This window comes from Streptomyces sp. R44 (genome assembly GCF_041053105.1).
In the GTDB taxonomy this organism is placed as follows: Bacteria; Actinomycetota; Actinomycetes; order Streptomycetales; family Streptomycetaceae; genus Streptomyces.
The window spans coordinates 608,344-630,477 of the sequence record NZ_CP163444.1; the positions used below are offsets into that span (position 1 = coordinate 608,344).

The 22,134-nt window shown below is 72.6% G+C and carries 16 protein-coding genes; 7 read left to right on the forward strand and 9 right to left on the reverse strand.

What is annotated here, in order from left to right; genetic code table 11:
• Positions 1-7: 7 nt before the first annotated feature.
• Together AB5J54_RS03060 and AB5J54_RS03065 are read right to left on the reverse strand one after the other, a co-directional pair.
• Entirely contained in the window at positions 8-967 is a 960-nt protein-coding gene (locus AB5J54_RS03060) for a diiron oxygenase (RefSeq protein ID WP_369142295.1), read from the reverse strand.
• Positions 964-2,448, reverse strand: coding sequence for a flavin-containing monooxygenase (locus AB5J54_RS03065; RefSeq protein WP_369142296.1), 1,485 nt, complete (start codon positions 2,446-2,448; stop codon positions 964-966). Before AB5J54_RS03065 ends, AB5J54_RS03060 begins: the two co-directional genes overlap by 4 nt.
• Before the next feature lie 162 nt (positions 2,449-2,610).
• Here AB5J54_RS03065 and AB5J54_RS03070 point away from each other — a divergent pair, with 162 nt between their 5' ends.
• The 4 genes from AB5J54_RS03070 to AB5J54_RS03085 all read left to right on the forward strand — a co-directional run bounded on the left by AB5J54_RS03070 (position 2,611) and on the right by AB5J54_RS03085 (position 7,435).
• On the forward strand, positions 2,611-3,291 hold the full coding sequence (locus AB5J54_RS03070) for a TetR/AcrR family transcriptional regulator (RefSeq protein ID WP_369142297.1): 681 nt from the start codon (positions 2,611-2,613) through the stop codon (positions 3,289-3,291).
• 95 nt (positions 3,292-3,386) lie between these two features.
• Positions 3,387-5,585: an MMPL family transporter gene (locus AB5J54_RS03075; RefSeq protein ID WP_369142298.1), complete on the forward strand. Its 2,199-nt coding sequence runs from the start codon at positions 3,387-3,389 to the stop codon at positions 5,583-5,585.
• 4 nt (positions 5,586-5,589) lie between these two features.
• The gene (locus AB5J54_RS03080) at positions 5,590-6,786 is read left to right on the forward strand and encodes a sensor histidine kinase (RefSeq protein ID WP_369142299.1); all 1,197 of its coding nucleotides are present in this window, start codon (positions 5,590-5,592) and stop codon (positions 6,784-6,786) included.
• Position 6,787: 1 nt separating this feature from the next.
• A complete protein-coding gene (locus tag AB5J54_RS03085; RefSeq protein WP_369142300.1) occupies positions 6,788-7,435 on the forward strand; it encodes a response regulator in 648 nt (215 codons plus the stop codon).
• Between the two features lie 62 nt (positions 7,436-7,497).
• On the opposite strand, the gene AB5J54_RS03090 is transcribed toward AB5J54_RS03085, so the two are convergent.
• On the reverse strand, positions 7,498-9,537 hold the full coding sequence (locus tag AB5J54_RS03090) for a calcium-binding protein (protein ID WP_369142301.1): 2,040 nt from the start codon (positions 9,535-9,537) through the stop codon (positions 7,498-7,500).
• Positions 9,538-9,841: 304 nt separating this feature from the next.
• Here AB5J54_RS03090 and thpR point away from each other — a divergent pair, with 304 nt between their 5' ends.
• Positions 9,842-10,459 carry an RNA 2',3'-cyclic phosphodiesterase gene (gene thpR, locus AB5J54_RS03095; protein ID WP_369142302.1) on the forward strand — a complete coding sequence of 206 codons (618 nt, stop codon included), beginning with the start codon at positions 9,842-9,844 and terminating at the stop codon, positions 10,457-10,459.
• On the opposite strand, the gene AB5J54_RS03100 is transcribed toward thpR, so the two are convergent.
• Positions 10,420-11,340, reverse strand: coding sequence for an N-acetyltransferase family protein (locus tag AB5J54_RS03100; protein ID WP_369142303.1), 921 nt, complete (start codon positions 11,338-11,340; stop codon positions 10,420-10,422). The genes thpR and AB5J54_RS03100 overlap by 40 nt on opposite strands.
• A gap of 809 nt (positions 11,341-12,149) precedes the next feature.
• Between AB5J54_RS03100 and AB5J54_RS03105 the strand changes: the two genes are divergently transcribed.
• The gene (locus AB5J54_RS03105; protein WP_369142305.1) at positions 12,150-12,704 is read left to right on the forward strand and encodes a DinB family protein; all 555 of its coding nucleotides are present in this window, start codon (positions 12,150-12,152) and stop codon (positions 12,702-12,704) included.
• A gap of 24 nt (positions 12,705-12,728) precedes the next feature.
• Here AB5J54_RS03105 and AB5J54_RS03110 read toward each other — a convergent pair whose 3' ends face one another.
• Genes AB5J54_RS03110 through AB5J54_RS03130 form a run of 5 tightly spaced genes read right to left on the reverse strand, consistent with a single transcriptional unit; the run spans position 12,729 to position 19,910 of the window.
• Positions 12,729-15,530, reverse strand: coding sequence for a hypothetical protein (locus tag AB5J54_RS03110; RefSeq protein WP_369142306.1), 2,802 nt, complete (start codon positions 15,528-15,530; stop codon positions 12,729-12,731).
• A complete protein-coding gene (locus tag AB5J54_RS03115; RefSeq protein WP_369142307.1) occupies positions 15,527-16,648 on the reverse strand; it encodes an AAA family ATPase in 1,122 nt (373 codons plus the stop codon). Before AB5J54_RS03115 ends, AB5J54_RS03110 begins: the two co-directional genes overlap by 4 nt.
• An 18-nt stretch (positions 16,649-16,666) precedes the next feature.
• The gene (locus tag AB5J54_RS03120; protein WP_369142308.1) at positions 16,667-18,016 is read right to left on the reverse strand and encodes a VWA domain-containing protein; all 1,350 of its coding nucleotides are present in this window, start codon (positions 18,014-18,016) and stop codon (positions 16,667-16,669) included.
• A complete protein-coding gene (locus tag AB5J54_RS03125) occupies positions 18,013-19,407 on the reverse strand; it encodes a hypothetical protein (RefSeq protein ID WP_369142309.1) in 1,395 nt (464 codons plus the stop codon). Before AB5J54_RS03125 ends, AB5J54_RS03120 begins: the two co-directional genes overlap by 4 nt.
• Positions 19,407-19,910, reverse strand: a complete 504-nt coding sequence (locus AB5J54_RS03130) for a hypothetical protein (RefSeq protein ID WP_369142310.1) — start codon at positions 19,908-19,910, stop codon at positions 19,407-19,409. The genes AB5J54_RS03125 and AB5J54_RS03130 overlap by 1 nt, the downstream gene beginning before the upstream one ends.
• A 739-nt stretch (positions 19,911-20,649) precedes the next feature.
• On the opposite strand from AB5J54_RS03130, the gene AB5J54_RS03135 reads away from it, so the two are divergent.
• Positions 20,650-22,128: a sugar transferase gene (locus tag AB5J54_RS03135; RefSeq protein WP_369142311.1), complete on the forward strand. Its 1,479-nt coding sequence runs from the start codon at positions 20,650-20,652 to the stop codon at positions 22,126-22,128.
• Positions 22,129-22,134 lie beyond the last annotated feature (6 nt).

A 22,134-nucleotide genomic window follows, 5' to 3' on the forward strand; every position in this document is an offset into this window, starting at 1 on the left:
GGCCGCGTCAGGCGGCGTGCGGGGCGGGTTCGCCGCGGTGGCGGGACGGGCGGCCGTCGATGCGCAGCGCCTTCCACACCCGCCGTGCGGTCCTGTTCATCAGGCCGATGTCCTCGGCGAGCATCCGTACGTCGGAGAAGAGGTCGCGGAGCATCTTCTCGCCGTCGGGCGACTTCCAGAAGATGTCCTTGATCACCCAGTGGGGCACGCCGATCGTCTCGGCGGTCTTCCGGTCGGGAACCATGATGACGTCGCCGAGCACCCGCATGATCACCGGGAAGGCGACCGACAGCGCGCCCCTGCGTGCCCTGCCGTAGCCGGGGACCTTGGCGCGCAGGAACTCGTGGGCGAAGGAGATGTGCCGGGCCTCCTCGGCGACGTGGATCTGCATCAGCCGCCGCATCAGCGGATGGATGTCCTCGCCGCCGCGCAGGATCGCCTTCTGGAGGTGGTCGATGGGCTCCTCGCCGGCGAGGACGCCGGTGAAGAAGGACTCCGGGATCAGGGAGCCGGCCAGCGGCAGGAAGCGGCTGAGGACGCGGAAGGAGCGTCGCCCGCCGGGCACGTCGGCGCCCGCGCGGTTCACGAACTCCTGGAACATCTGGGTGTGGTGGCACTCCTCCGTGACCTCGTGGGTGAGGTAGCGGAACTCCGGGTCCTGGTTGCGCAGCGAGAAGAGGTAGTCCATCACGCCGCGTATGAGCACGTTCTCGAACTGCATGCCCACCTTGACGATGTTGGCGTACCGCCACAGTCCGATGCGGGTCCGGACCTCCAGCGGCTGCTCCTGGTACCACGGGTGGCCGCCCAGGGGGTCGGCCGCGGGGAGGACCCAGCGGGGGTCCGCCGGGTCGATGGCGAAGTCGGGGTGGTCCCAGTCGATGTCGGTGAACGCGTCGAAGTGGATGTGCACCGATGCCTCGGACAGGGTCCGGAGCCGCTCGTGATAGCTCTGCACGCTGGTCATGGTCGTCCTCCTTCGGTGGGCGCGGGGTCGAAGCGGAGTGCGGGGTCCTCGATCGGGGACCGCCGCAGGGCGCGGCGGTCGCGGTAGTAGTTGTTCCGGATCCGCCACGGGTCGCGGGTGCCCTGGCGGGGCATGATCGCGTCGCCGCGTGCGATGTAGCCGGAGGTCAGCGACTCGCCCATGACGGAGACGGAGGAGCGGTCGGCCTCGGCGGCGAAGGGGGTGACGGCGCCGAGCCCGTGCCGGTCCATGTGGGCGACGAGCCGGCTGATGTAGTCGGCGGCGAGGTCGGCCTTGAGGGTCCAGGAGGCGTTGGTGTAGCCGATGATCATCGCCAGGTTGGGGACGCCGTCCAGCATCACGCCCTTGTAGAGCAGGTGGTCGCGGGTGACGACGGGCTTGCCGTCGACGGCGAGTTCCATGGCGCCGGCGAGCTGCATGCGCAGGCCGGTGGCCGTGACGACGATGTCGGCGGGGATCTCCTCGCCGGACCCGACCTTGACGCCGGTCTCGGTGAACGTCTCGATGTGGTCGGTGACGACGGAGGCCCGGCCGCTCTTCAGCGTCGTGAAGAGGTCGCCGCCGGGGACGACGCAGAGCCGCTGGTCCCAGGGCTTGTAGACCGGGGTGAAGTGGCGCATGTCGACGCTCTTGCCGAGCCGGGCCCGTACCGCCCCGAGGAGCACCTTGCGCATGAGGCGGGGGGCCTTGCGGCACAGGGCGTAGAGGCCGCGCTGCATCGCGATGTTGCGGGTCCGGCCGACCCGGTGGACGACTGCGGCCGGGACGCGCAGCCTGCGCAGGAGGACCGAGAGGGGGTCGTCGGCGGGGAGGGCCAGGATGTACGTGGGCGAGCGCTGGACCATGGTGACGTGCGCGGCTTCGGGGGCCATCGCGGGGACGAGGGTGATGGCGGTGGCGCCGCTGCCGATGACGACGACACGCTTGCCGGTGTGGTCGAGGTCCCGCGGCCAGTGCTGCGGGTGCACGAGGGTCCCCCGGAAGCGCTCCTCGCCGGGGAACTCGGGGCGGTGGCCCGCGTCGTAGTCGTAGTAGCCGGTGGCGCCGACGAGGAAGCGGGCCGTGAGGACGTGGGTCTCGCCGGTGGCCTCGTCGAGGGTCTCGACGGTCCAGCGCGCCTCCTCGCTCGACCAGTCGGCCCGGACGGCCCTGCGGCCGAAGCGGATGTGGTCGGTGACGCCGTGCTCCTCGGCGGTGGCCCGGATGTAGCGGCGGATGTCCGTGCCGCCGGCGAGGACCTTGGTGCCGTGCCAGGCCCGGAAGCCGTAGCCGAAGGTGTACATGTCCGAGTCCGAGCGGATGCCGGGGTAGCGGAACAGGTCCCAGGTGCCGCCGATCGCGGAGCGCCGCTCGATGAGGGCGTACGTGGTTCCGGGGTTCCCGGCGAGCAGGTGGCAGGCGGCACTGATGCCGGACAGCCCCGCGCCGATGATCAGCACGTCGACGTGCCGGTTCTCCATGTCCATCCCCTCTGCGGCCGGTGGTGGCGGTGCATTCTCCCCCGGCACTCACCCAGGCACCGGAATTTACCTGCGTCACCGCGTCCAGGATACCGGCGGTAACGTGACGTGCGCCACCCCCGAAGCGCCGCTCCTTCTTGATCGCCGGGTACCATCCACGCCGTGGCCGAGGACAGACACACACGCAACGACGGGCGCCCCGACGGCCGCGACACCCGCTGGACCGGCCACCGGGCCGAGCGCCGGGACCAGGTCCTCACCGCGGCCCTCACCGTCATCGGGCGCGAGGGAACGACGGTCAGCGTGGCGGCGATCGGCGCCGAGGCCGGCATGCCCCGCTCCGTCGTGTACCGGATCTTCCGCAGCCGCGAGGACCTCGACGAGCAGATCCGCGCACGGATCACCGACGAGCTGATGGCCGCCCTCTCCCCCGCACTCGACCCCCGGGGCACCATCCGGGAGGCGATCGAGCTCGCCGCCGCCACGTACGTGGGCTGGGTGGCACTGCACCCCGAGCTGTACCGGTTCCTGGGCGCAGGCTCCCCCGCCGTCACGGGCACCCGCACCGCCGTCGCCCTCCACCTCGCGCGGCTCCTGGACTCGTACGCCGATCGGTTCCTCGACGGCGAACCGGCGCCCACCGGCTTCCACCTCAACCTGGCGTTCGGCATGGTGGGCCTGGTGGACGGCGTGGTGAACCAGTGGGCCGCCCGCCCCGAGTCGAGGAGCTCCCTCGACGACCTGACCCTCTTCCTGAGCGACGCCCTCTGGGGCCTCCTCGCGAGTGCCACCGCCCGCCTGGGCATCAAGCTCGACCCGGACCAGCCGATCGGGCCGACCTGACCCGAGTCGGCGGTCCGGTGTCAACCGACCGGTGGACACCGGGTTCAACCGGCCGATCCTGTCGGCCGCGGCCCTCCGCCGACGAGTCTGGGCGCATGACGAACCCGACCGTACGCATGGCCCGTCACAGCGCCCGGCACCCCTGGCGCGCGCTGATCGGCTGGCTCCTCTTCGTGGCCCTCTGCCTGGGCGCGGGCATCGCCCTCGGATCCCGCCCCGCGACCACGGAGGACTTCCGCATCGGCGAGGCCGGCCGGGCCGAGGCCCTGGCCGCCGAGGGCGGGCTCCAGCAGAAGCCCCTCGAACGCGTCCTCGTCCAGGCCGCACCCGGCACCGGCCCCGTCGACCGGGCCGAGGCCGAGGCCGCCGCGCGCGAGATCGCCTCCCGCATGCGGCAGTTGCCCGAGGTGCTGTCCGTGGCCGGCCCGGTCGCCGACGCGCACCACACCACCCTGCGCGTCGACGTCACCATGAAGGGCGCCGAGTTCGACGGGAAGAAGCACGTGGACGCGCTCCTCGCGCAGACCGCCGAGGTGCGGGCCGCCCACCCGCGGCTGCTCGTCGAGGAGGTCGGCAGCCCCTCCATCGGCAAGGGCGTCGACAAGCTCCGCGGCGACGACCTCTCCCGTACGGAGGTCATCGCGCTGCCGGTCACCCTGATCACCCTGCTGATCGTCTTCGGCTCCGTGGTGATGGCCGTCGTCCCGCTGCTGCTCGCGCTCTCCTCGATCGTGGCCGCCGTCGGCCTGTCGATGATCGCCTCCCACGTCTTCCCCGACGCCGGGGTCGGCACCAACGTCATCCTGCTCATCGGCCTCGCCGTCGGCGTCGACTACACCCTCTTCTACTTGAAGCGGGAGGGCGAGGAGCGGGCCCGCGCCGCGGACGGACGCCTCTCCACGCAGGCCGTCGTGGAACTCGCCGCGGCGACCTCGGGCAGGGCCGTGGTGGTGTCCGGCCTCGCCGTGGCCGTCTCCAGCGCCACCCTCTACCTCGCGGACGACGTCATCTTCTCCTCCATCGCCACCGGGGCCGTCGTCGTCACCCTGGTCGCCGTCCTCAGCTCACTGACCGTCCTGCCCGCGCTCCTCGCCCTCCTCGGCGAGCACGCCGAACGCCGCAGGGCCCGCAGGAAGCCCGGACCGGACCGCGCCCCCCGTACACGACGCACCGGCGGCCGGCTCACCGCCGCGGTCCTCCGTCCCGTCGCCAAGCACCCCGCCGTGACGCTCGCCGTCTCCACCCTCGCGCTCCTCGCGCTCGCCCTGCCCGTCCTGCACATCAACATCACCGAGATGAGCCGCGAGACGCACTCCCGCGCCATCCCCGCCATGCGGACCTACGACCGGCTCATGGCCGCCTATCCCGAGCTGAAGGCCATGCACCAGGTGGTCGTACGAGCGGACGCGCAGCGGGCCGACGAGGTCGCCGGCGCCCTGCGCACGCTCGCGGACCGGGCGGGCGCCGAGGACCCGGCCATCGGCGGCACTCCCGTCCTGCGGACCTCCGCCGACCGCCGCACGACCCTGCTCGAACTGGCCGTCCCGCGCTCCGTGAACAGCCCCGAGGCCAGGGCCTCGCTCGACCTGCTCCGCACCGATCTCGTCCCCGGAACCGTCGGCGCGCTCGCCGGAACCGAGGTCGCCGTCACCGGCGAGGTCGCCCGCTACGCCGACTACCCCGACCACCAGAAGCGGAAGCTGCCGCTCATCATCGGGGCACTGCTCCTCGTCACCTTCGTGATGACGGTCTGGGCCTTCCGGTCCGTGGTCCTCGGGCTCGTCGGCGTCCTCCTCAACCTGCTGTCGGCGTTCGCCTCCCTCGGCGTCCTCGTCCTGGTCTTCCAGCACCGGTGGGCCGAAGGGATCCTCGACTTCACCTCCACGGGCTCGATCGGATCCCGCGTCCCCCTCTTCCTGTTCGTGATCCTCTTCGGGCTCTCCATGGACTACCAGGTCTTCGTGATCAGCCGGATCCGTGAGGCCCGCATGGACGGCGTCCCCACCCGGCAGGCGGTCCTCCAGGGGCTCTCCTCGTCCGCCGGGGTCGTCACCAGCGCGGCCGTGGTGATGGTGACGGTCTTCGCGAGCTTCGCCGCGCTCCACCTCATCGAGATGAAGCAGATCGGCTTCAGCCTGGCGGTCGCGGTCCTCCTCGACGCCTTCGTGATCCGCGTCCTCGTGCTGCCGTCCCTGATGCTGCTGCTCGGCGAGGCGAACTGGTGGCCCGCGCGCGGCATGAGCCGGTCCGCGGAGCCCGAGCCGGCCGGGACAGCGCCGCTGTCCGTAGGCTGACCGCATGACTGACGGGACACCAGACGCGGTGACGGAGCGGCCTGCCCTCACCGCCCTCCGCCGCTGGTACACGGCCGCCTGGCTGCTCCTCGGCCTGGTCCCCTCCGTCATCGGCGTCGGCAACGACTCGGGACCCGTCAAATGGGCCTCACTGGCCCTGGTGGCGGCGGCCCTCGCGTACACCGCCGTCCACCGGGCCCGCCACCACTCGCCGGTCTACCTGGTGGCCCTGGCCGCCGGGCTCGGGGTGATGGCGGCCCTCCCAGGCGGCGGCGCGGCCCTTATGATCGCCGCCCTCCCCCAGTTCTGGTTCCAGAACCGCGGCCCCCGGACCGCCGTGCTGCTCAGCGGCTGCGCGGCGGCCGCGACGGCGGCGGGGAGCATCTGGCGCGACTCGCCGGGGAACGCGGCCGCCGCCCTGACCGGATACGCCGTGTCCGTCCTGGCCGGGCTCCTGCTGCACCGGCTCGTCGCCGACGGCGATGCCCGCGCCACTGCCCTGGCTGGCGAACTCGCCCTCACCCAGGAGCAGTTGGCGGCGGCCCATCGCGCCCAGGGCGCGGCGGCCGAGCGGGAGCGGATGGCCCGCGAGATCCACGACACCCTCGCCCAGGGCTTCGCCTCCATCATCGTCCTCGCCGAAGCCGCCCGATCCGGTCTGGACGCAGAACCGGAGCACACGGCCCGGCAGCTGCGCGCCATCGAGGCGACCGCCCGCGAGAACTTCGCCGAGGCCCGGGTCCTGGTGGGGGCGGCCCCGCACAGCGGCCTCTCCCCCGGCTCCGTCGTCCCGACCCTGCGGCGCACCCTGGAGCGGTTCGCCCAGGACACGGGGATCACGGTCGACGCGGAGCTGGCCGAGGACGTCGACTGCGACCAGCAGACCCGGATCGCGCTCCTCCGCTGCACCCAGGAGTCGCTCGCCAACGTGCGCAAGCACGCCGACGCGAGCACCGTCGGCGTGGTCCTCACCCAGGGTCCGTACGCCATCGAGCTGGAGATCACCGACGACGGGCGCGGCTTCGTGGTCGAGGAGTCACGCGGCTTCGGCCTGGACGGCATGCGCAAGCGGCTCGCCGAGCTCGACGGCGATCTGACGGTGACCAGTTCGGTCGGGGACGGCACACGCGTCCTCGCGAGCTTCCCCACGACGCTCCCCACGACCTTCCCCACGACCTTCCCCACGAACGGACGGCCCTGACATGCCCGAAGCGCACGCGCCCCTCCGGGTCGTGGTCGTCGACGACCACACCGTGATGCGCGCCGGAGTGGTCGCCCTCCTGGCGCCGGTCCCGGACATCACCGTCGTCGGCGAGGCGGCCGACGGCCGCGAGGCTCTCGGTCTCGTCGAGCGGCTGACGCCCGACGTCGCGCTGGTCGACCTGCGGATGCCGGTCATGGACGGGGTCGAGGCCACCGCCGCGATCACCGCGGGATCCGCCCCGACCCGGGTGCTCATCCTCACCACGTACGACACGGACGTGGAGATCGAGCGTGCGGTCGAGGCCGGCGCCATCGGCTACCTCCTGAAGGACACCACCGCCCACCAGCTCGCCGAGGCCGTCCGCTCCGCGGCCCGCGGCGAGACCGTCCTCGCGCCCCGCGTCGCCGAACGCCTGGTCGCCCTCATGCGCCGGCCCGCGCCGGTCGTCCTGACCGCGCGTGAACAGGACGTCCTCGGCGCGGTGGCCGACGGCCTCTCCAACGCCGAGATCGGCCGCCGTCTCGTCATCGCGGAGGCCACGGTCAAGACCCATCTCCTGCGCGTCTTCGCGAAGCTGGACGTCAGCGACCGCACCCACGCCGTGGTCGTGGCCCTGGAGCGGGGCCTGCTGCCCGGCAGGGGCTGAGGACGGGCCCGCCGGATCTCGTCCGGCGGGCCCGCTCGTCGGGAAGACCCGGCAGCGTGGGGTCAGGGGCAGCTGATGCGGGAGTCGCCCGGGTCGGTGGTGCAGGTGTCGGTGCCGGAGCCGCCGTTGGCGATGTCGTTGCCGGAGACGCCGTCGGTGGTGGTGAGGCGGTCGTTGCCGTAGTAGCCGGTCAGGGTGTCGTTGCCCGGGCCGCCGTTGAGGGTGTCGTCGCCGAAGCCGCCGTCGATGTCGTCGTTGCCGAAGCCGCCGTACGCGGTGTCGTTGCCGTAGCCGGCGCGGATGGTGTCGTTGCCGCCGAGGCCGCAGATGACGTCGTTGGAGAAGCCTCCGTTCAGGGTGTCCGCGCCGCTGGTGCCGATGACGGTGCAGCCGCGGGAGTTGTTGACCGCGGTGGTCGCGGTGGCCGTGTTGTTGGGGGTCGCCGGGTCCGGCTGGGTGGCGCTGACGCCCGCGGTGTCGGTGAGCGTGCCGGTGGCGCGGGGTTCGGCCGTCACCGTGACGGTGGCGGCGGCGCCGGGGGCGAGGGAGCCGAGGGCACAGGTGGCGCCCGTCGCGGTGGTCGTGCACGTCCCCTGCGAGGGGACCGCGGAGACGAGGGTCGCGCCGGCTCCGGAGAGCGTGTCCGTGAGCGTGACGCCGGTCGCGGTGGCGGTGGAGGACGCCGCGTTGGAGACCGTCACCGTGTAGGTGGCGCGGTCGCCGATGCTCACCGTGGTCGTACCGGACTTCGTCACCGAGAGGTCCGCGTACGGCGTGGGCGGAGGCGTACCGTCGCCGCCCTGGTAGCGGGCGAGGGTGAAGGCGAAGCCCGCCCCGTAGCCGGCCGCGACGACGGTGCCGTCCGGCTGGACGAGCACTCCGCGGGCCTCGTCGAAGTCGCCGAAGCCGGTGACCACGAAGCCGTCGCCGCCGAAGCCGGTGTCGACGGTGCCGTTCGTGGTGAAGCGGACCAGGCCGAAGTCGTTGGCCTCGGAGCTGTTCGGGTCGGTGGCCCGGCCGGCGAGCACGATCTTGCCGTTCTGCTGGAGCGCCATGGCGTACGCGATGCCGCCGTCGCCCGGGGCGTTGACCGAAGTGCGCCCGGCCGTGCCGAAGCCCGTGTCGGGGGTGCCGTTGCCGTTGTAGCGGAGCAGGGCGTAGCCGGCGCCGCCGGAGCCCGCGGCGAGGATCTTGCCGTCGGGCTGTACGGCCACGGCGTTGCCGAACTCGGTGCCGCCGAAGTCCGCGGTGACCATGCCGTCGCCGCTGAAGCCGGTGTCGAGCGTGCCGTTGCTGGTGTAGCGGGCGACGCCGATGTCGAAGGCGGTGCTGCCCACATAGCCGACCGCGACGATCTTGCCGTCCGGCTGCAGGGCCATGCTCTTGGCGATGCCGCCGGCGTCCTGGGGCGAGGTGGGCGTGAACCCGGCGACCACGGTCCCGTCGCCGCCGAGGCTGGGATCGAAGTTCCCGCTGGTGTCGAGGCGCACGAGCGCGAAGCCGCTGCCACCGGGCTTCCCCGCGGCGATGATCTTGCCGTCCGGCTGCACGGCGATGTCGGCGCCGTCCGCGGAGCCGCCGAACTCGTCGACGCGGACCAGGCCGCCGTTGCCGAAGCCCGTGTCCAGGGTGCCGTCGGTGTTGTAGCGGGCCACCGAGAAGAAGCAGCAGCCTCCGCCCTCCTCGGCGATCACCTCGGTGGTGCCCGCCACGACGATCTTGCCGTCCGAGGGCTGGATCGCGACGGCGTTGGCCGACGCGGCCCCGCCGTCGAAGCTGCTGGTCGTCGTGCCGCCGGTGCCGAAGGTGGAGTCGAGGCCACCGCCGGTGTTGTAGCGGGCGAGCGTGAAGCCGGCCTCGCTCGTCCCCACCACGACCAGCTTTCCGTCGGCCTGCCGCACGATGTCGTGGCCCTCCGCGTACCCGGTGATGGGCGTCGTCACGCGGCCGCCGGTCCCGAAGGTCGGGTCCAGGTCGCCCGGGGCGGCGAGGGCGGTGCCGGGCAGGGCGAGGACGAGCGCGAGCCCGAGCGCCAGCGGCGCCGCGGCCCTCCCGCCCGGTCTGCGCCGCCGTGCCGCGGCTCTGAGAAGTGCGTGGGTCATGGGTGGACGAACCTCCGTCTGCGCAGGTGAACAGTGTTCGAAGGTGGACAGGGGCAGCGGACAGCTTCGACCCGGAGCGCTCCGCGTCCGTGCGGACCGTGCCGCACTGCGCCCCACTGGCCCTCGGGGAACCACCCCCGCGGGGGAGCGCGAGGGAGCGTGCGGGGTCGGTGGGCGCCCCTGACGCGGAGTCGGGGGAGGTTCAGGGGGCGATCGGGGAGATCCCCGGCGCAGGTGATGGCCGGGGCACCGCGTACCCTCGCCTGCGAAGGCTGTGGGACAGACGGTGGGCAGGGTACGGAAGATGGCTGAGGCGCCCGGGCGGGGTACGGAGTCCGGCGACGGGGACAGCGCGCGGACCGCGACGGTGCGGGTGTTCGTCGCGCTCGCTCCGCCGGACGACGCGAAGAACGAGCTGGCGAGCGAGCTGGGCCCGGCGTACGAGACGTACCCGCGGATGCGGTGGAACCGGATCGAGGACTGGCACATCACGCTGGCGTTCCTCGGGGAGCTCCCGGTGGAGACCGTCCCTCTGCTGCGGCAACCACTGGCGGAGATCGCGGCGGCGCACCGGCCGTTGGAACTGGCGCTGCGCGGCGGGGGGCACTTCGACGACCGGGTGCTGTGGAGCGGGATCGACGGCGACCTCGACGGACTGCACCGGATCGCGACCGAGGTGCGGACGGTCGTCAAGGAGTGCGGCATCCCCTTCGAGGACCGTCCGCTGCGTCCCCACCTGACGCTCGCCCGTGCCCGCCGCGACGATCCGACGTCCGTACTGGAGGTGGCCGCCGGGCTGGCCGGGTTCACCGGCCGCCGCTGGCCGGCCGAGCGCCTCCACCTGGTCGGCAGCGACTACGGCCGGGGCCCTGGTCCGATCCGCTATCGCGACATCGAGTCCTGGGCCTTCGCCCGGCGGTAGCCGTGGGTGCGGCACTCGAGGGTGAAGCCGAGTGAGCCGTACAGCCTCGCGGCGGCCAGATTCTCGGCGTCGTGGTTGACCGTGACCCGCCGGAGGCCGAGCTCCGCCATGCGCCGCATGGACTCGGCCATCACCGCCCGTGCCAGGCCGAGGCGGCGGAAGGCCTCGTGGGTGCCGACCGGCTCGAAGTGCCCCAGACCGTTGCGGGTGTCGACCCAGTGGACGGTGTAGGCGCCGATGCGTCCGTCCGGGGCCTCGGCCACGATCTCGCGGGCCGGGTCGTATCCGGGCCGGGTCATCATTCCGTCCCGGTAGGCGGCGCCCGTCCAGTCGGAGCCGAAGGAGGCGTTGCGCGCGTCGGCGAGGGCCTCGGCGTCGTCGAGGGTGGCCGCCCGGACCGTGAATCCCTCGGGCACCTCGGCAGAGGGGAGATCGGTCAGGTCGCGGGTGTTCACGTCGTCCCAGACCCGGAAGCGGGTGAAGCCCAGTTCGTTCAGCAGACGACCGCGGACCGTGTCGGTCTCGAAGAGGTCGGTGAGGACGTACTCCTCGTCGTCCGCCATGTGCCGCGTGGTGGTGTCGGCGGCGAACGCCAGCATCACGCGCTCGGTGTCGGTGCCGCGCAGTTCCGGCGCGCAGAAGGCGTCGAACGCCGCGCCGAACCGGAGGCCGATCGTGACACCGCCGATCCGGCCGTCGTGCTCGTCCTCCCAGACGTGCACCAGGTCACCGACGGGTAGACCGCGCAGGTTGTCGTACACGCGGTGCGGGAGCTCGCCCACGTGGTCGTAGGCGTCGCGGCCGGCGGTCGCGATCCACTCCGCCACGGCCTCCTGGAGAAGGGGCATGTCGGAGTCGAGGAAGGGGCGCGGTCTGATCATGATCGTCTTATAGCCGGGCCTATCGGAGCGGTTCAACCGAGTTTCCGCCCGGCGCGGACGAACGGCCGAGGTCAGCGGCCGTACAGGTCGCGGCAGAGATCGGCCGCGCCCATGGGGGCCTGGATGGACTCGGCCTGGCCGCAGAGGTGCCGCATCTCGGGCGGCCGCGCATCCGTCGGGCGGTGCGGGCGGGCGGGGCCGGGCCGGTGGTTCTGCGGGGAGCGGGGGACGGTCCTCGTGACGGGCTTGCTGTTGGCAGGCTTCCTCGGTTCGTTCGGCTTGTTCGGGGTGGTGTGCGGGGGCTTCGGGGCTGCCCTGTGCGCGGGTGGGCGGCGGGCGGTGTGGGCCTCGGTGGCCCTGCCGGCGGTCTTCGGTCGGGGGCCTTCGTCGGCTGGGAAGCCGTGGGGCGGGGGTCCGTGGTGGTGAGGGCCTCGCGAGGGGCGGGCTCGGTGGGGACGGGCCAGGTGGGGAGGGGCGCGGGGGGACGATCGGCGGCGGGGGCGAGTCCACCGGGGGGCGGGGCGGTGGGGCCGGGGCGGGCCCGTGCGGGACGGCCACGCATCCGGTGGTGAGGAGCGCGATGAGCAGGAGGAACGTGGTGCGGCGGGCGTGCATGGGAGTCACGGTGCCCGAGCCTCTGCGGGCGGGGGCGGCGGCTCGGCCCGAGTCCACCGTGACGAGTGAACCGCGGCCGTGGGTGGACGGAGCCGTACCGCCGTGTGCGCCCCGGATCACGCTCGCGGCCTCGTCGGCCGTGCTCGGAACAATTTCCCTGGCGGGCCGGGGGCCTCGCGCACGAGGATGGGCCCATGAATGATCATCCCGAGCGATGGACCCAGGCGACCGTCTACCCCGACATGTGGGCCGACCCCGCCGACGACCCCCGTGACAACGGCGAGGCTCCGGAGGGCGAGCTCGCGACGCTCCAGGACTTCCTCTCCGGTTACCGTCTGACCCTGCGGATGAAGTGCGAGGGTCTGGATCCGGAACAGCTGGCCCGCCGTTCCGTTCCGCCGTCGACGATGTCCCTGCTCGGCCTGGTCCGGCACCTTGCCGAGGTGGAACGGGACTGGATCACCTGGATCACCGGTGAACCGCTTCCGAAGGTGTACGGCGAGCGGGACGCCGACTTCCACGAGGCCGTCGCCGACCAGGCGGTGGTCGACGCCTCGTACGCCGATCTGGAGCGCGAGCAGGCCGCGGCCGACGCCGCCCTCGCCGCACACACCGACCTGGGCGAGCGTCTCCCGAAGGACGGGATCGCGGTGCGGGAGCTGATGGTGCACCGGATCGAGGAGTACGCCCGTCACTGCGGGCACGCCGACCTGTTGCGCGAGTGCGTCGACGGGCGCGTCGGCCAGTAGCCGGGCATCGGACAGCCCTCTTCGTCATCGGGCCGTGAGGAGCTCCGCCAGTGCCTCGCTCGTGGCCGGGTGGGTGGCGAGGAGGACCGCGCCCGCCTCCGCCGGGGCGTTCGTCGTGGTCCATCCCTCCGTGGTGCCGAGGAGCCCCGCGAGGGCGTCGCAGGTCGCCGGGTGGGCGGGAAGGAGCGCCGCTCCCCGAGGGGCCGTGCGCGCGGGAAGGGCGCGTGGGGCGGCCGGCTGGACGTGCCAGGGCGGGACCCAGGTGTCCAGGGCCGCCAGCCGGGCCGGGAAGATCCGGCCGGCCTCCCGGATGAGCAGCGGGGCCAGTTCCGACGCGTTCGACCGGAGGGTCGTGATGAGGACCGGAAGCCACGGGAGCAGCACGGTGTCCGGCAGGCGGCCGAAGGCGTTCGACACGGCCTCCACCACCACGTCCGCGAGACCCGGCACCGGCTCCAGGGCGTGCACGAAGCCGCTCAGGTAGCGCGGGTAGGACGGCACCACCAGCGGGTTGGCGAGGAGTTCGTCGCAGCGTGCGCGCAGCTCGCCCCGGGAGAGCGTGCCCAGCTGCACCTGCGCCGCCCACAGCAGGGCCGTCTTCGCGGGGTCCTCGGGGTGTGCCTGGGCGACGGCCAGTTCCAGTTGTGTCCGGTCGCAGCCCAGGGAGAGCGCCAGGCTCTCCATGCTGAACAGGAAGCCGAGCATCGCCGCGACCTGTCCCACCGTCGCGTCCTCGTCGCGGAACGCCGTCGGCAGCAGCGTGCAGTAGTGCGCGTAACCGGTTCTGACGAAGGATTCGATCCACTGCGGCAGCGCCGGTTCGCTGGTGCGGTAGTAGGCGAGGAGTCCGCGCACCCGGCGCAGGACCTGCGGTGCCCCGTCGACCGTGCGCTCGCCCGCCAGGACGTCGAGGGCGCGGGTGCCGAGCTCCTCGGCGAGGCGCCGGCCGCCCAGGTGGAGGATGGCGTCCTCGACGGCGGCGAGGACCTCGGCGGTCGTCGCCTGCGGGCCGTACGCGGTGCGGCGCAGGCGCTGTTCCAGGACCTGTTCGAGGCTCACGCCCTCGTAGCCGAGCTCGATGAGGGCCCGTTGGTGGGTGCCGAGGGCGAGGTCCCAGGACTCCTGGATCGACCGCTCGCCGAGCCGCCGCTCCCCCATGACGGGCCGTGCCGCGCCGTGCGGCATCAGGCGGCGCAGCATCCACAGGACGTCCGAGCAGGCGCGCAGTTCGGGCCGGGAGGTCATGTCGAGGAGGGCCCGGCGGACCCCGCGCTGCTGGAGGTTCAGCTCCAGGGGGGCGAGCCGGTCGTGGACGTCGCGGGCGAGCGGCGGCAGTGCTTCGTAGCCGACCTGGCCGATCCTGTCGCCGCCCATCATGATCTCGACGAGGCGGCGCACGTCCCGGCGCCCGGGCACGCTGTCCTTCTCTATGCAGGTGACCGCGGCGTCCTGGAAGTCGTACGGGGTGGGCTTGGCCCGGTCCCGCATGCCGGCGAGCAGGATGGAGGTCTCGAAGACGGCGATCGCGTCGGCGGTGGAGGCCAGATAGCCGTTGCGGCGGGCGGCGCGGACGATGTCCACGGACCAGCCGAGGAGTTCGGTCTCGTCCAGGGTGTCGAGGACCGGGGGTCGCCGGAGGAAGCCGGAGAGGCGGTCCTCGGCGGGCGGCGCGGCCTCGGCCTCGGCCTCGGGGAGGGCGGCCGGGGTGGGGGTCTTCGCCGCTGTCTTCTTCGTACCGGCCTGGCCGTCGAGGCGGTACGGCTTCACCCGGGTGCGCTTGAGGTTCTTCGTCCACTGCGTCGCGGCGATGGACACGGAGCCGGAGGCGAGGCCGAACTGGGCCTCGATCGCCGCGTTGCTGGAGGGGATGAGGCCGTACTGCCAGGTGGTGGCCGTGCGGGGGGAGATCTCGAAGTCGTCGCTGCCGTGGACGCCGAACTCGTCGACGCGGCTGGCCGCGTGGAAGGCGCCGCAGACGTAAAGGCAGTCCGCGGGGTCGGTGCCGGTCGCGGCGAGGTGCTCGCGCATCCGGGTCCACATGTGGCGCTCGCGGTCCTCGTCGACGCGGACGCGGTCCCCGTCGCCGGGGGCGAGCCGCCGGAACAGGCTGCCGATGAGGAACATGACCTGGCGGTACGTGTCGTGGTCGCTGTCGCCGAGGGGCACCTCGACGTACTGGTGCCACCACTCCGACCAGTGCCGCACCTTGCCGTGGCGCAGCAGGTGTTCCTCCAGTTCGGCGAAGCGCGGCCGCAGGTCGCCGATCTCGACGCCGACGGCCTCGCCGTGGAGCGCCGCCTCGGCCTCGGTGCCGCCTTCCTCACGGGCGTCCGGCTCGTCGGTGCGATCGTGCCGGGAGTCCCACTGGAAGACGTGGTCGGAGGAGCGGTCGACGAGGACCAGGTCCACGCCGGGGGTGTCGAGGGCGTAGGCGATGGCCTGGTACTCGGCGGAGGCCTCCGTGATCGGGGCAACGACGGACAGCGGCGCCCAGTCGGGCGGGAAGCCGTCGACGTCGCCGGCGAAAGCCTGCACCGCGACCGGCAGCCGGCAGTTGCGCAGCTCGGTGAGGAGCGGCGTCATGTCCTCGCAGAGCTCCAGGTACACGACCTTGGGCTGCTTCTCGCGCAGTCGGCGGGCCATGGCGAGGGCGGAGGCGGGCGAGTGGTGGCAGACGGGGAAGATCTCCAGGGGTTCCGCCACGGCGCGGTCGACGTCGTCGACGAGGCCGAGGAGGATGTCCTCCAGGGCGTCCGCGCCTCCGGCGAACGCCGCTGCCGCCTCGTGGAGTTGACCGCGCAGGGCGGTGAAGGGGGTCCGGGTCACGACAGCTTCGCGATCGCTTCGCGGCCGCCCTCGAGGAACTCGGGCCACGAGCCGCCCTCTTCCTTGCCGCGCGGCTCGACGACGCCGTGCAGGTACTTGTTGAGGATGGCCAGGTCCTCCGGCTCGCGCCGGGCGAGCGTGCCGACCAGCGAGGCGGCGAGGGCGCGGGCGGTGAGGGTGCGCTCGCCGAAGAAGTTGCTGTGCAGGATCGAGTCCTCCAGGACGCCGATCTGCTCGGCGGTGGAGAGGGCGGACTCCAGCTTCTCGTCGTCGCTGCCGGCCGCGGCGGCGGAGGCCCGCAGGTCGGCGAAGCTCTGGAGGAGGACGTCGAGGAGGGTGGGCGGCACGTCCAGTTCGATGGCGTGGCGGCGCAGCAGCTCCTCGGTGCGGAAGCGGACGATCTCGGCCTCGCTCTTCTTGTTCGTCACGACCGGGATGCGGACGAAGTTGAAGCGGCGCTTGAGCGCGGAGGAGAGGTCGTTGACGCCGCGGTCGCGGCTGTTGGCGGTGGCGATGATCGAGAAGCCGGGCTTGGCGAAGACGATGTTCTCGCCGTCGGCGCCGTCGAGTTCGGGGACGGAGATGTACTTCTCGGAGAGGATCGAGATGAGCGCGTCCTGGACGTCGCTGGTGGAGCGGGTGAGCTCCTCGAAGCGGCCGATGGTGCCGGTCTCCATGGCGGTCATGATCGGCGAGGGGATCATCGAGGCGCGGGACTGGCCCTTGGCGATGACCATCGACACGTTCCAGGAGTACTTGATGTGGTCCTCGGTCGTGCCGGCCGTGCCCTGGACCACCTGCGTGGAGTTGCGGCTGATCGCTGCGGCGAGGAGTTCGGCGAGCCAGCTCTTGCCGGTGCCGGGGTCGCCGATGAGGAGCAGGCCGCGGTCGGAGGCGAGGGTGACGATGGAGCGCTCGACGAAGCTGCGGTCGCCGAACCACTTCTGCGTCACCTCCCGGTCCAGGCCGTCGGCGCGCTCGGAGCCGAGGATGAAGAGGCGGACCATCTTCGGGGAGAGGCGCCAGGAGAAGGGCTTGGGGTTGTCGTCGATCGACTCCAGCCAGTCGAGTTCCTCGGCGTACTTGATCTCGGCGGGAGCGCGGAGCAGGTCGGACATGCGAAGGGCCTTTCGGTCTCAGGTGAGGAAGGTCTTGAGTTCGTGCACGAGCTTGTCGATGTGGCCGGAGATCACCGGGGTGCCGAGCGCCTTGAACCGCTCCCGGAACCAGGGGTTGACCTCCTGCCGTCCCGAGCTGGTCACCGAGCCCACGGGGATGAAGCGCACCCCGGAGCGGTGGACCTCCTCGATGCCCTCGAACAGTGGCTGTGAGCGGTCGAACTCGTAGAAGTCGGAGATCCAGACCATGACGGTGTTCTTCGGTTCGGCGATCTTGGGCCGGGCCAGGGCCATCGCCACCGGCCCGTCGTTGCCGCCGCCGAGGTTGGTGCGCAGGAGCACGTCGAACGGGTCGTGCACCCAGGGGGTGAGGTCGATCGCGCGGGTGTCGTACGCGATGAGGTGGACGTCGACCTTGGGCAGCCCGGCGAAGATCGAGGCGAGGATGGTGCAGTTGACCATCGAGTCGACCATGGAACCGGACTGGTCCACGACGACGATCAGCCGCTGGGGCGTGGTCCTGCGGACGGTGTGCCGGTAGTAGAGGCGGTCGACGTAGAGCCGCTCCTCCTCGGGGCTCCAGTTGGTGAGGTTCTTCCAGATGGTGCGGTCGAGGTCGAGGTTCCGGAAGACCCGCTTGGGCGGCACCGAGCGGTCGAGCTCGCCGACGGTGGCCTTCTCGACCTGGGTACGGAGCACCTGGGCGACCTCGTCCACGTACCGCCTGATCAGTGCCTTGGCGTTGGCCAGTGCCACGCCGGAGAGGTTGCCCTTGTCGCGCAGCAGCTGCTCGATCAGGGACATGCTGGGGGTGAGCCGTGCGGCCAGCGCGGGATCGGCGAGGACTTCGCGCAGGTGCATGCGGTGGACGAGGTCGGCCTCGATGGCGCCGAGCTCGGTTCCGAGGCCGCCGCCGGTGAGGGCGGCTCCGGCCGCCTTGCCGCCGCGCAGTCCGCCGGGCGGGCAGCCGAGCGCGCGCTCCAGCCGGCCAGCGTCGGACTGCCAGCGGGCGAGCTGCCCGGCGGAGACGGTTCCGGAGCCGGTGGCGAAGACGTTGAGCAGCAGCTTCGAGGCGAGTGCGGCGCGGCGTACCTCGGCGGCCCGGTCGCGTGCGCCGTCCGGCTCGGGCTCCGGGGTCATCAGGCCGTCGAACTCGTCGGCGAGCTCCGGGTGGCGCTGGACGACGGAGTCCACGGAGGCGCCGGGGTCGAGGAGTGCGGAGGGCAGGCCGATGTCCTCGACGACGGCGAGGCTCGCCGATTCCAGGGCGGCCTGCTCCTCGGGGTCGAAGAGCCGGGCGAGCAGCCGCCAGTAGAGGACCTGCCGCCGGTTGTCGTCGGGGTCGGGCGTGAACGTCTCCTCGGTCATGAGCGCAGCAGCCTTCCCGCTCGTTCGCGCAGGACGGCGACCGTGTCCGTGGCCGCCTTCTCCGCGCGGACTCCGGTCTTGTCGGTGGTCCCGCCCGCCCACGCGCCCGCGTGGACGGCGACGGTCTTCTTCCGGACGGTCGTCTCGACGGCGAGCGGCTGCAGGAGGAACTCGCCGGCGTCCCAGCGGAGGAGGCCCAGGCACGCGCCGGACGCGGCGATCGCCTCCGGGGTGAGCGGGCCGGCGGCCGGTCCGCGGTCGGTGTCCACGGCCAGCCGGTGGCCCGCGAGCGTGAAGGTCAGCGGCCCGTCGTCCTCGTGCTCCGTCGCGTACCCCTCCAGGAGGACGGGGACGGCGATCCGTACCGGGTGGCGGTCCAGCGGGGCCGTGACCGGGTCGGTCGCGGTGGCGAGGGCGACCCTGGCCGTGGCGAAGGGGTCGGCGGGCTCCCCCGCGCGGGCGCGCTCGTCGTCCCAGACGAGGTCGCCCTCGGCGGTGACGGGCATGGCGTCGAGTTCCATGGCGAGGCCCTCGCTCACGGCGGTGAGGAGTGACATGCGGGGCCGGAGCAGTTGCCAGAGCCCGGCGCCGACGACGGTGTCGGGCTTGGGCGCGGACACCGCCGCCCGGACCAGCCGCGGCGCCGTACCGTCGGCCGGTTCGAACACGGCGTGGACCTGGGCCTGGACGGCGGTCGCGTGCTCCTGCACGTCGACGCCGAGGGGCAGCAGCCGGCCGGTCGCGGTGGACCCGGCGGGTGTGCGGGCGGCTCCGGGCAGGGTGAGGAGGAGGGCGCGCGCCCACAGGTCGGCCCAGCGGCGCACCGGGACGCGCTCCAGGGTGGCCCCGGGGCAGGATGCGGCGAGTTCGGCCGAGAAGCCGTCGAGCAGGGTCGCCTGTCGGCGGAGCGCGGGGTCCGGCAGCATCGCGGAGACCACGGGCGCGGCGCCGGCGACGAGTTCGTGGTCGATGCCCTGCCAGCCGGCGCGGGCGAGGTCGCACAGCCAGGCGCGGGCGGCGGCGAGCACGTTCGCGGCGGGCTCGTCCTCGCCGGTGGGCCGCGGGGGGTCGTCCTCCGTGGGGCGGCCGGTGACGTCGGCGACGCGGGCCGTCAGGGCGTCGTGGACGGAGCCCATGAGCGCGGTGCGGGCGGCCGCGAGCGCGAGGAAGTGGTCCTCGCCGGCGGCGCCGGCCATGGCCTTGTCGGCGGCCTCGGCGACGAGGGAGGCGAGCGGTGTGCCGGCGAGGGCGTCCGCGAGCGCGGCGAGTCCGGCGGTCTGGGCGGGCTGGGGACGGAGCAGGCCGGCGACGAGTGCGTCGTCGAAGGCGTCTACGGCGGTCAGCGCCTCGTCGAGTCCCTCGACGGGGTCGTCGAGCAGGTCCGTACGCATCAGGCGACCGCCCTCGTCGGCGGGAACCACTGCATCTCGGGCAGCGGCGCGGCGATCGGGTCCAGTTCGAGGTAGGCGAGGTGCCGCAGGAAGCGGCTGAACACGGGGGCGGCGGCCGAGGTGTCGCCCTGCGCGGGGCGCGTGGCGGTCATCGCCGCGACGAGCGTCTGGGCATCGGGTTCGCGGTCGGGCGTCTCGGCCTTGAGGTAGCGGGCGACGCGCGGCGCGCCGTACTGGAGGACGGCCTCGGTGACGAGTGCGCGGATGTGGTTGCAGTACGAGCCGCGCGCGCCGCCGCAGGGTCGGTTGTTGTTGGTGCTGCACGCGAACGCGTACGTCCCGGCGGCGATGGAGGACACGTACACGCGCCCTATGTCGGAGCCGCTGGACACCACGCCCTGCAGGCGTCCGTCGGCCAGCTCGACGAACGGCACCTTCGCGAGTTTCCGCGGCCGCGCGGGCGGTACCACCCGTGCCGCGCTCGACCTCTCCCAGACCGGCAACGCACTTCTCCCATGCACGTCAAAGGGGATGTTCACGCCGGAGCGGCGGAACATCGACAACGTATCCCCGCCCACTGACAACGCGTTCGGAAGCGCGTACCGGTCGCCGTGGAGGCGGTGCGCGGCGTGGAGGCGGTGCGCGGCGGGGATCCGGGTCCGGCGGATCAGGACACGCGGGGACGGTGGCGTCCCGGATGTCTCCAGAAGGTGACGGAACCGGGCGGAGGGGCGTAACCCACGGCCGAAAAGCCCGAGTTGTCCCCGCGACCGCTCGCGACCAGGTTAAAAAACAAGCCAAGCTCGACCCGTGCGCTCGTGCCGGAACGCCCTCGGATCAGCGGCGCCTACAGCCCGGTGAACACCCGTCACCACAGGTCACAAGGCACGTCTCCGCGATGAAGGCTTCTGCGGGTGATTGTCCGACGGAAGATCAACCTTCAAAGGTTCAGCACAAGTTGCCCACATCCCTCTTCTGGATGGCTTTGATGCTCTAGATTGACCTTGCTTCACAAGCCCGGACACCAGGCGACAAATCCGCCGCCTGGATGGGGTGTTCGAGTAGCGCTGCGGTACCCGGTACGTCATTCGCGGGGTGGGCGGATGGCCGGGAAGAGGAACAGCGCGGTGCGGGAGGCGGGGGCCTCCCGAGGGGAGGAACAGCGCGGGAGGCGGGGGCCTCCCGGGGGGAGGAACCGTGTGGAGCCAACACGTCGAGTCCACTGGCACCCTGGGGGGGTCCGTGCAGCAGGGGGAATTGGTCAGCCCGTTTCCATCGGCGCGCGACCGGCTGGACAGCGCAGCGATCGGCCGGACCGCGAGCGACTGGGAGCAGCGGTACCGTCGCGCGGTGATCGCCAGCGACACCGTGGCCACCGCCTTCGTCGTGGCGGCGATAGGCGGCTTCTTCGGGGCCCGGCAGGCCGCCAACTGGCATGAGAGGTGGGGCATACTCGCCTTCGGCACCGAGCTGCTCGTCCTCGGCGCGCTCGCGGTGAACCGGTCGTGGGCGCCGGCCGTCCTCGGCCAGGGCGCCGAGGAGTTCCGCCGGCTCGGGCGCTCGCTGTTCACGGCGACCATCGTGCTGGCGCTCGGCGGGATCGCCCTGACCTCCCACAACATCAAGCTGTGGATCTTCGTCGCGATCCCCGCGATCGCGCTCATCACCATGACGACGCGGTATCTGCTGCGTCTCTGGCTGCACAACCAGCGCAAGGAAGGACGGTGCCTGCGGCCGGTGCTCGCCGCCGGGAGCCCGGCCACCCTGCGCGACCTGATCTCCCGGACCCGCAAGTTCCCGCACCTCGGCTGGCGGGTCGACGCGGTGTGCACGACGGACGGTCTCGGGCCGGAAGGCGACCAGGTGGACGGGGTGCCGGTCGTCGGCCCGCTGGCGGAGGTCGCCAACCACGTCCGCCGCGACGGCTACCGGGTCGTCGCGGTCACCCCGGACCCGCACTGGTCGCCGGACCGGCTGCAGCGGCTGGCGTGGAACCTCGAGGGCAGCGAGGCGGAGATGGTCGTGGCGCCCGTGCTGATGGAGGTGGCCGGTCCGCGGCTGCACATCGACGCGGTGCTCGGGATCCCGCTGCTGCGGGTCAGCATGCCGACGTTCACCGGGGGCCGCCGGGCCATCAAGGGGGTCGTCGACCGCGTGGGCGCGGCGATCCTGCTGATGCTGTTCGCGCCGCTGATGCTGATCGTCGGGCTGCTCGTCCTGGCGGACAGCCGGGGCGGGGCGCTCTACAGCCAGCGCAGGGTCGGCAAGGACGGCCGCGAGTTCACCATCCTCAAGTTCCGCACGATGGTCGTCGGGGCCGACCGGGCACGTGCCGCGCTGGCCGACCGCAACGAGGGCGCCGGTCTGCTGTTCAAGCTCCGCCGGGATCCGCGGGTGACCCGGGTGGGGGCGGTGCTGCGCCGGTACTCGCTCGACGAGCTCCCGCAGCTGTTCAACGTGCTCACCGGATCGATGTCGCTCGTCGGGCCGCGGCCTCCGCTGCCGGAGGAGTGCGCCGCGTACGGCCCGGACGTCCGGCGGCGGCTGCTCGTCAAGCCCGGCCTGACCGGTCTGTGGCAGATCAGCGGACGCAGCGACCTGTCGTGGGAGGAGGCGGTGCGCCTCGACCTGCGGTACGTGGAGGACTGGTCGCTCGCCCTGGACACGGTGATCCTGTGGAAGACGCTGCGCGCGGTGCTGTACGGGCAGGGGGCCTACTGATGTGCG

What these genes read in the sequence shown, in the direction of transcription:
- AB5J54_RS03060 (WP_369142295.1), bottom strand. Translation starts at nt 967, where the DNA reads ATGACCAGCGTGCAGAGCTATCACGAGCGGCTCCGGACCCTGTCCGAG.
- AB5J54_RS03065 (WP_369142296.1), bottom strand. Translation starts at nt 2,448, where the DNA reads ATGGAGAACCGGCACGTCGACGTGCTGATCATCGGCGCGGGGCTGTCC.
- AB5J54_RS03075 (WP_369142298.1), top strand. Translation starts at nt 3,387, where the DNA reads ATGACGAACCCGACCGTACGCATGGCCCGTCACAGCGCCCGGCACCCC.
- AB5J54_RS03080 (WP_369142299.1), top strand. Translation starts at nt 5,590, where the DNA reads ATGACTGACGGGACACCAGACGCGGTGACGGAGCGGCCTGCCCTCACC.
- AB5J54_RS03085 (WP_369142300.1), top strand. Translation starts at nt 6,788, where the DNA reads ATGCCCGAAGCGCACGCGCCCCTCCGGGTCGTGGTCGTCGACGACCAC.
- AB5J54_RS03090 (WP_369142301.1), bottom strand. Translation starts at nt 9,537, where the DNA reads ATGACCCACGCACTTCTCAGAGCCGCGGCACGGCGGCGCAGACCGGGC.
- thpR (WP_369142302.1), top strand. Translation starts at nt 9,842, where the DNA reads ATGGCTGAGGCGCCCGGGCGGGGTACGGAGTCCGGCGACGGGGACAGC.
- AB5J54_RS03100 (WP_369142303.1), bottom strand. Translation starts at nt 11,340, where the DNA reads ATGATCAGACCGCGCCCCTTCCTCGACTCCGACATGCCCCTTCTCCAG.
- AB5J54_RS03105 (WP_369142305.1), top strand. Translation starts at nt 12,150, where the DNA reads ATGAATGATCATCCCGAGCGATGGACCCAGGCGACCGTCTACCCCGAC.
- AB5J54_RS03115 (WP_369142307.1), bottom strand. Translation starts at nt 16,648, where the DNA reads ATGTCCGACCTGCTCCGCGCTCCCGCCGAGATCAAGTACGCCGAGGAA.
- AB5J54_RS03120 (WP_369142308.1), bottom strand. Translation starts at nt 18,016, where the DNA reads ATGACCGAGGAGACGTTCACGCCCGACCCCGACGACAACCGGCGGCAG.
- AB5J54_RS03125 (WP_369142309.1), bottom strand. Translation starts at nt 19,407, where the DNA reads ATGCGTACGGACCTGCTCGACGACCCCGTCGAGGGACTCGACGAGGCG.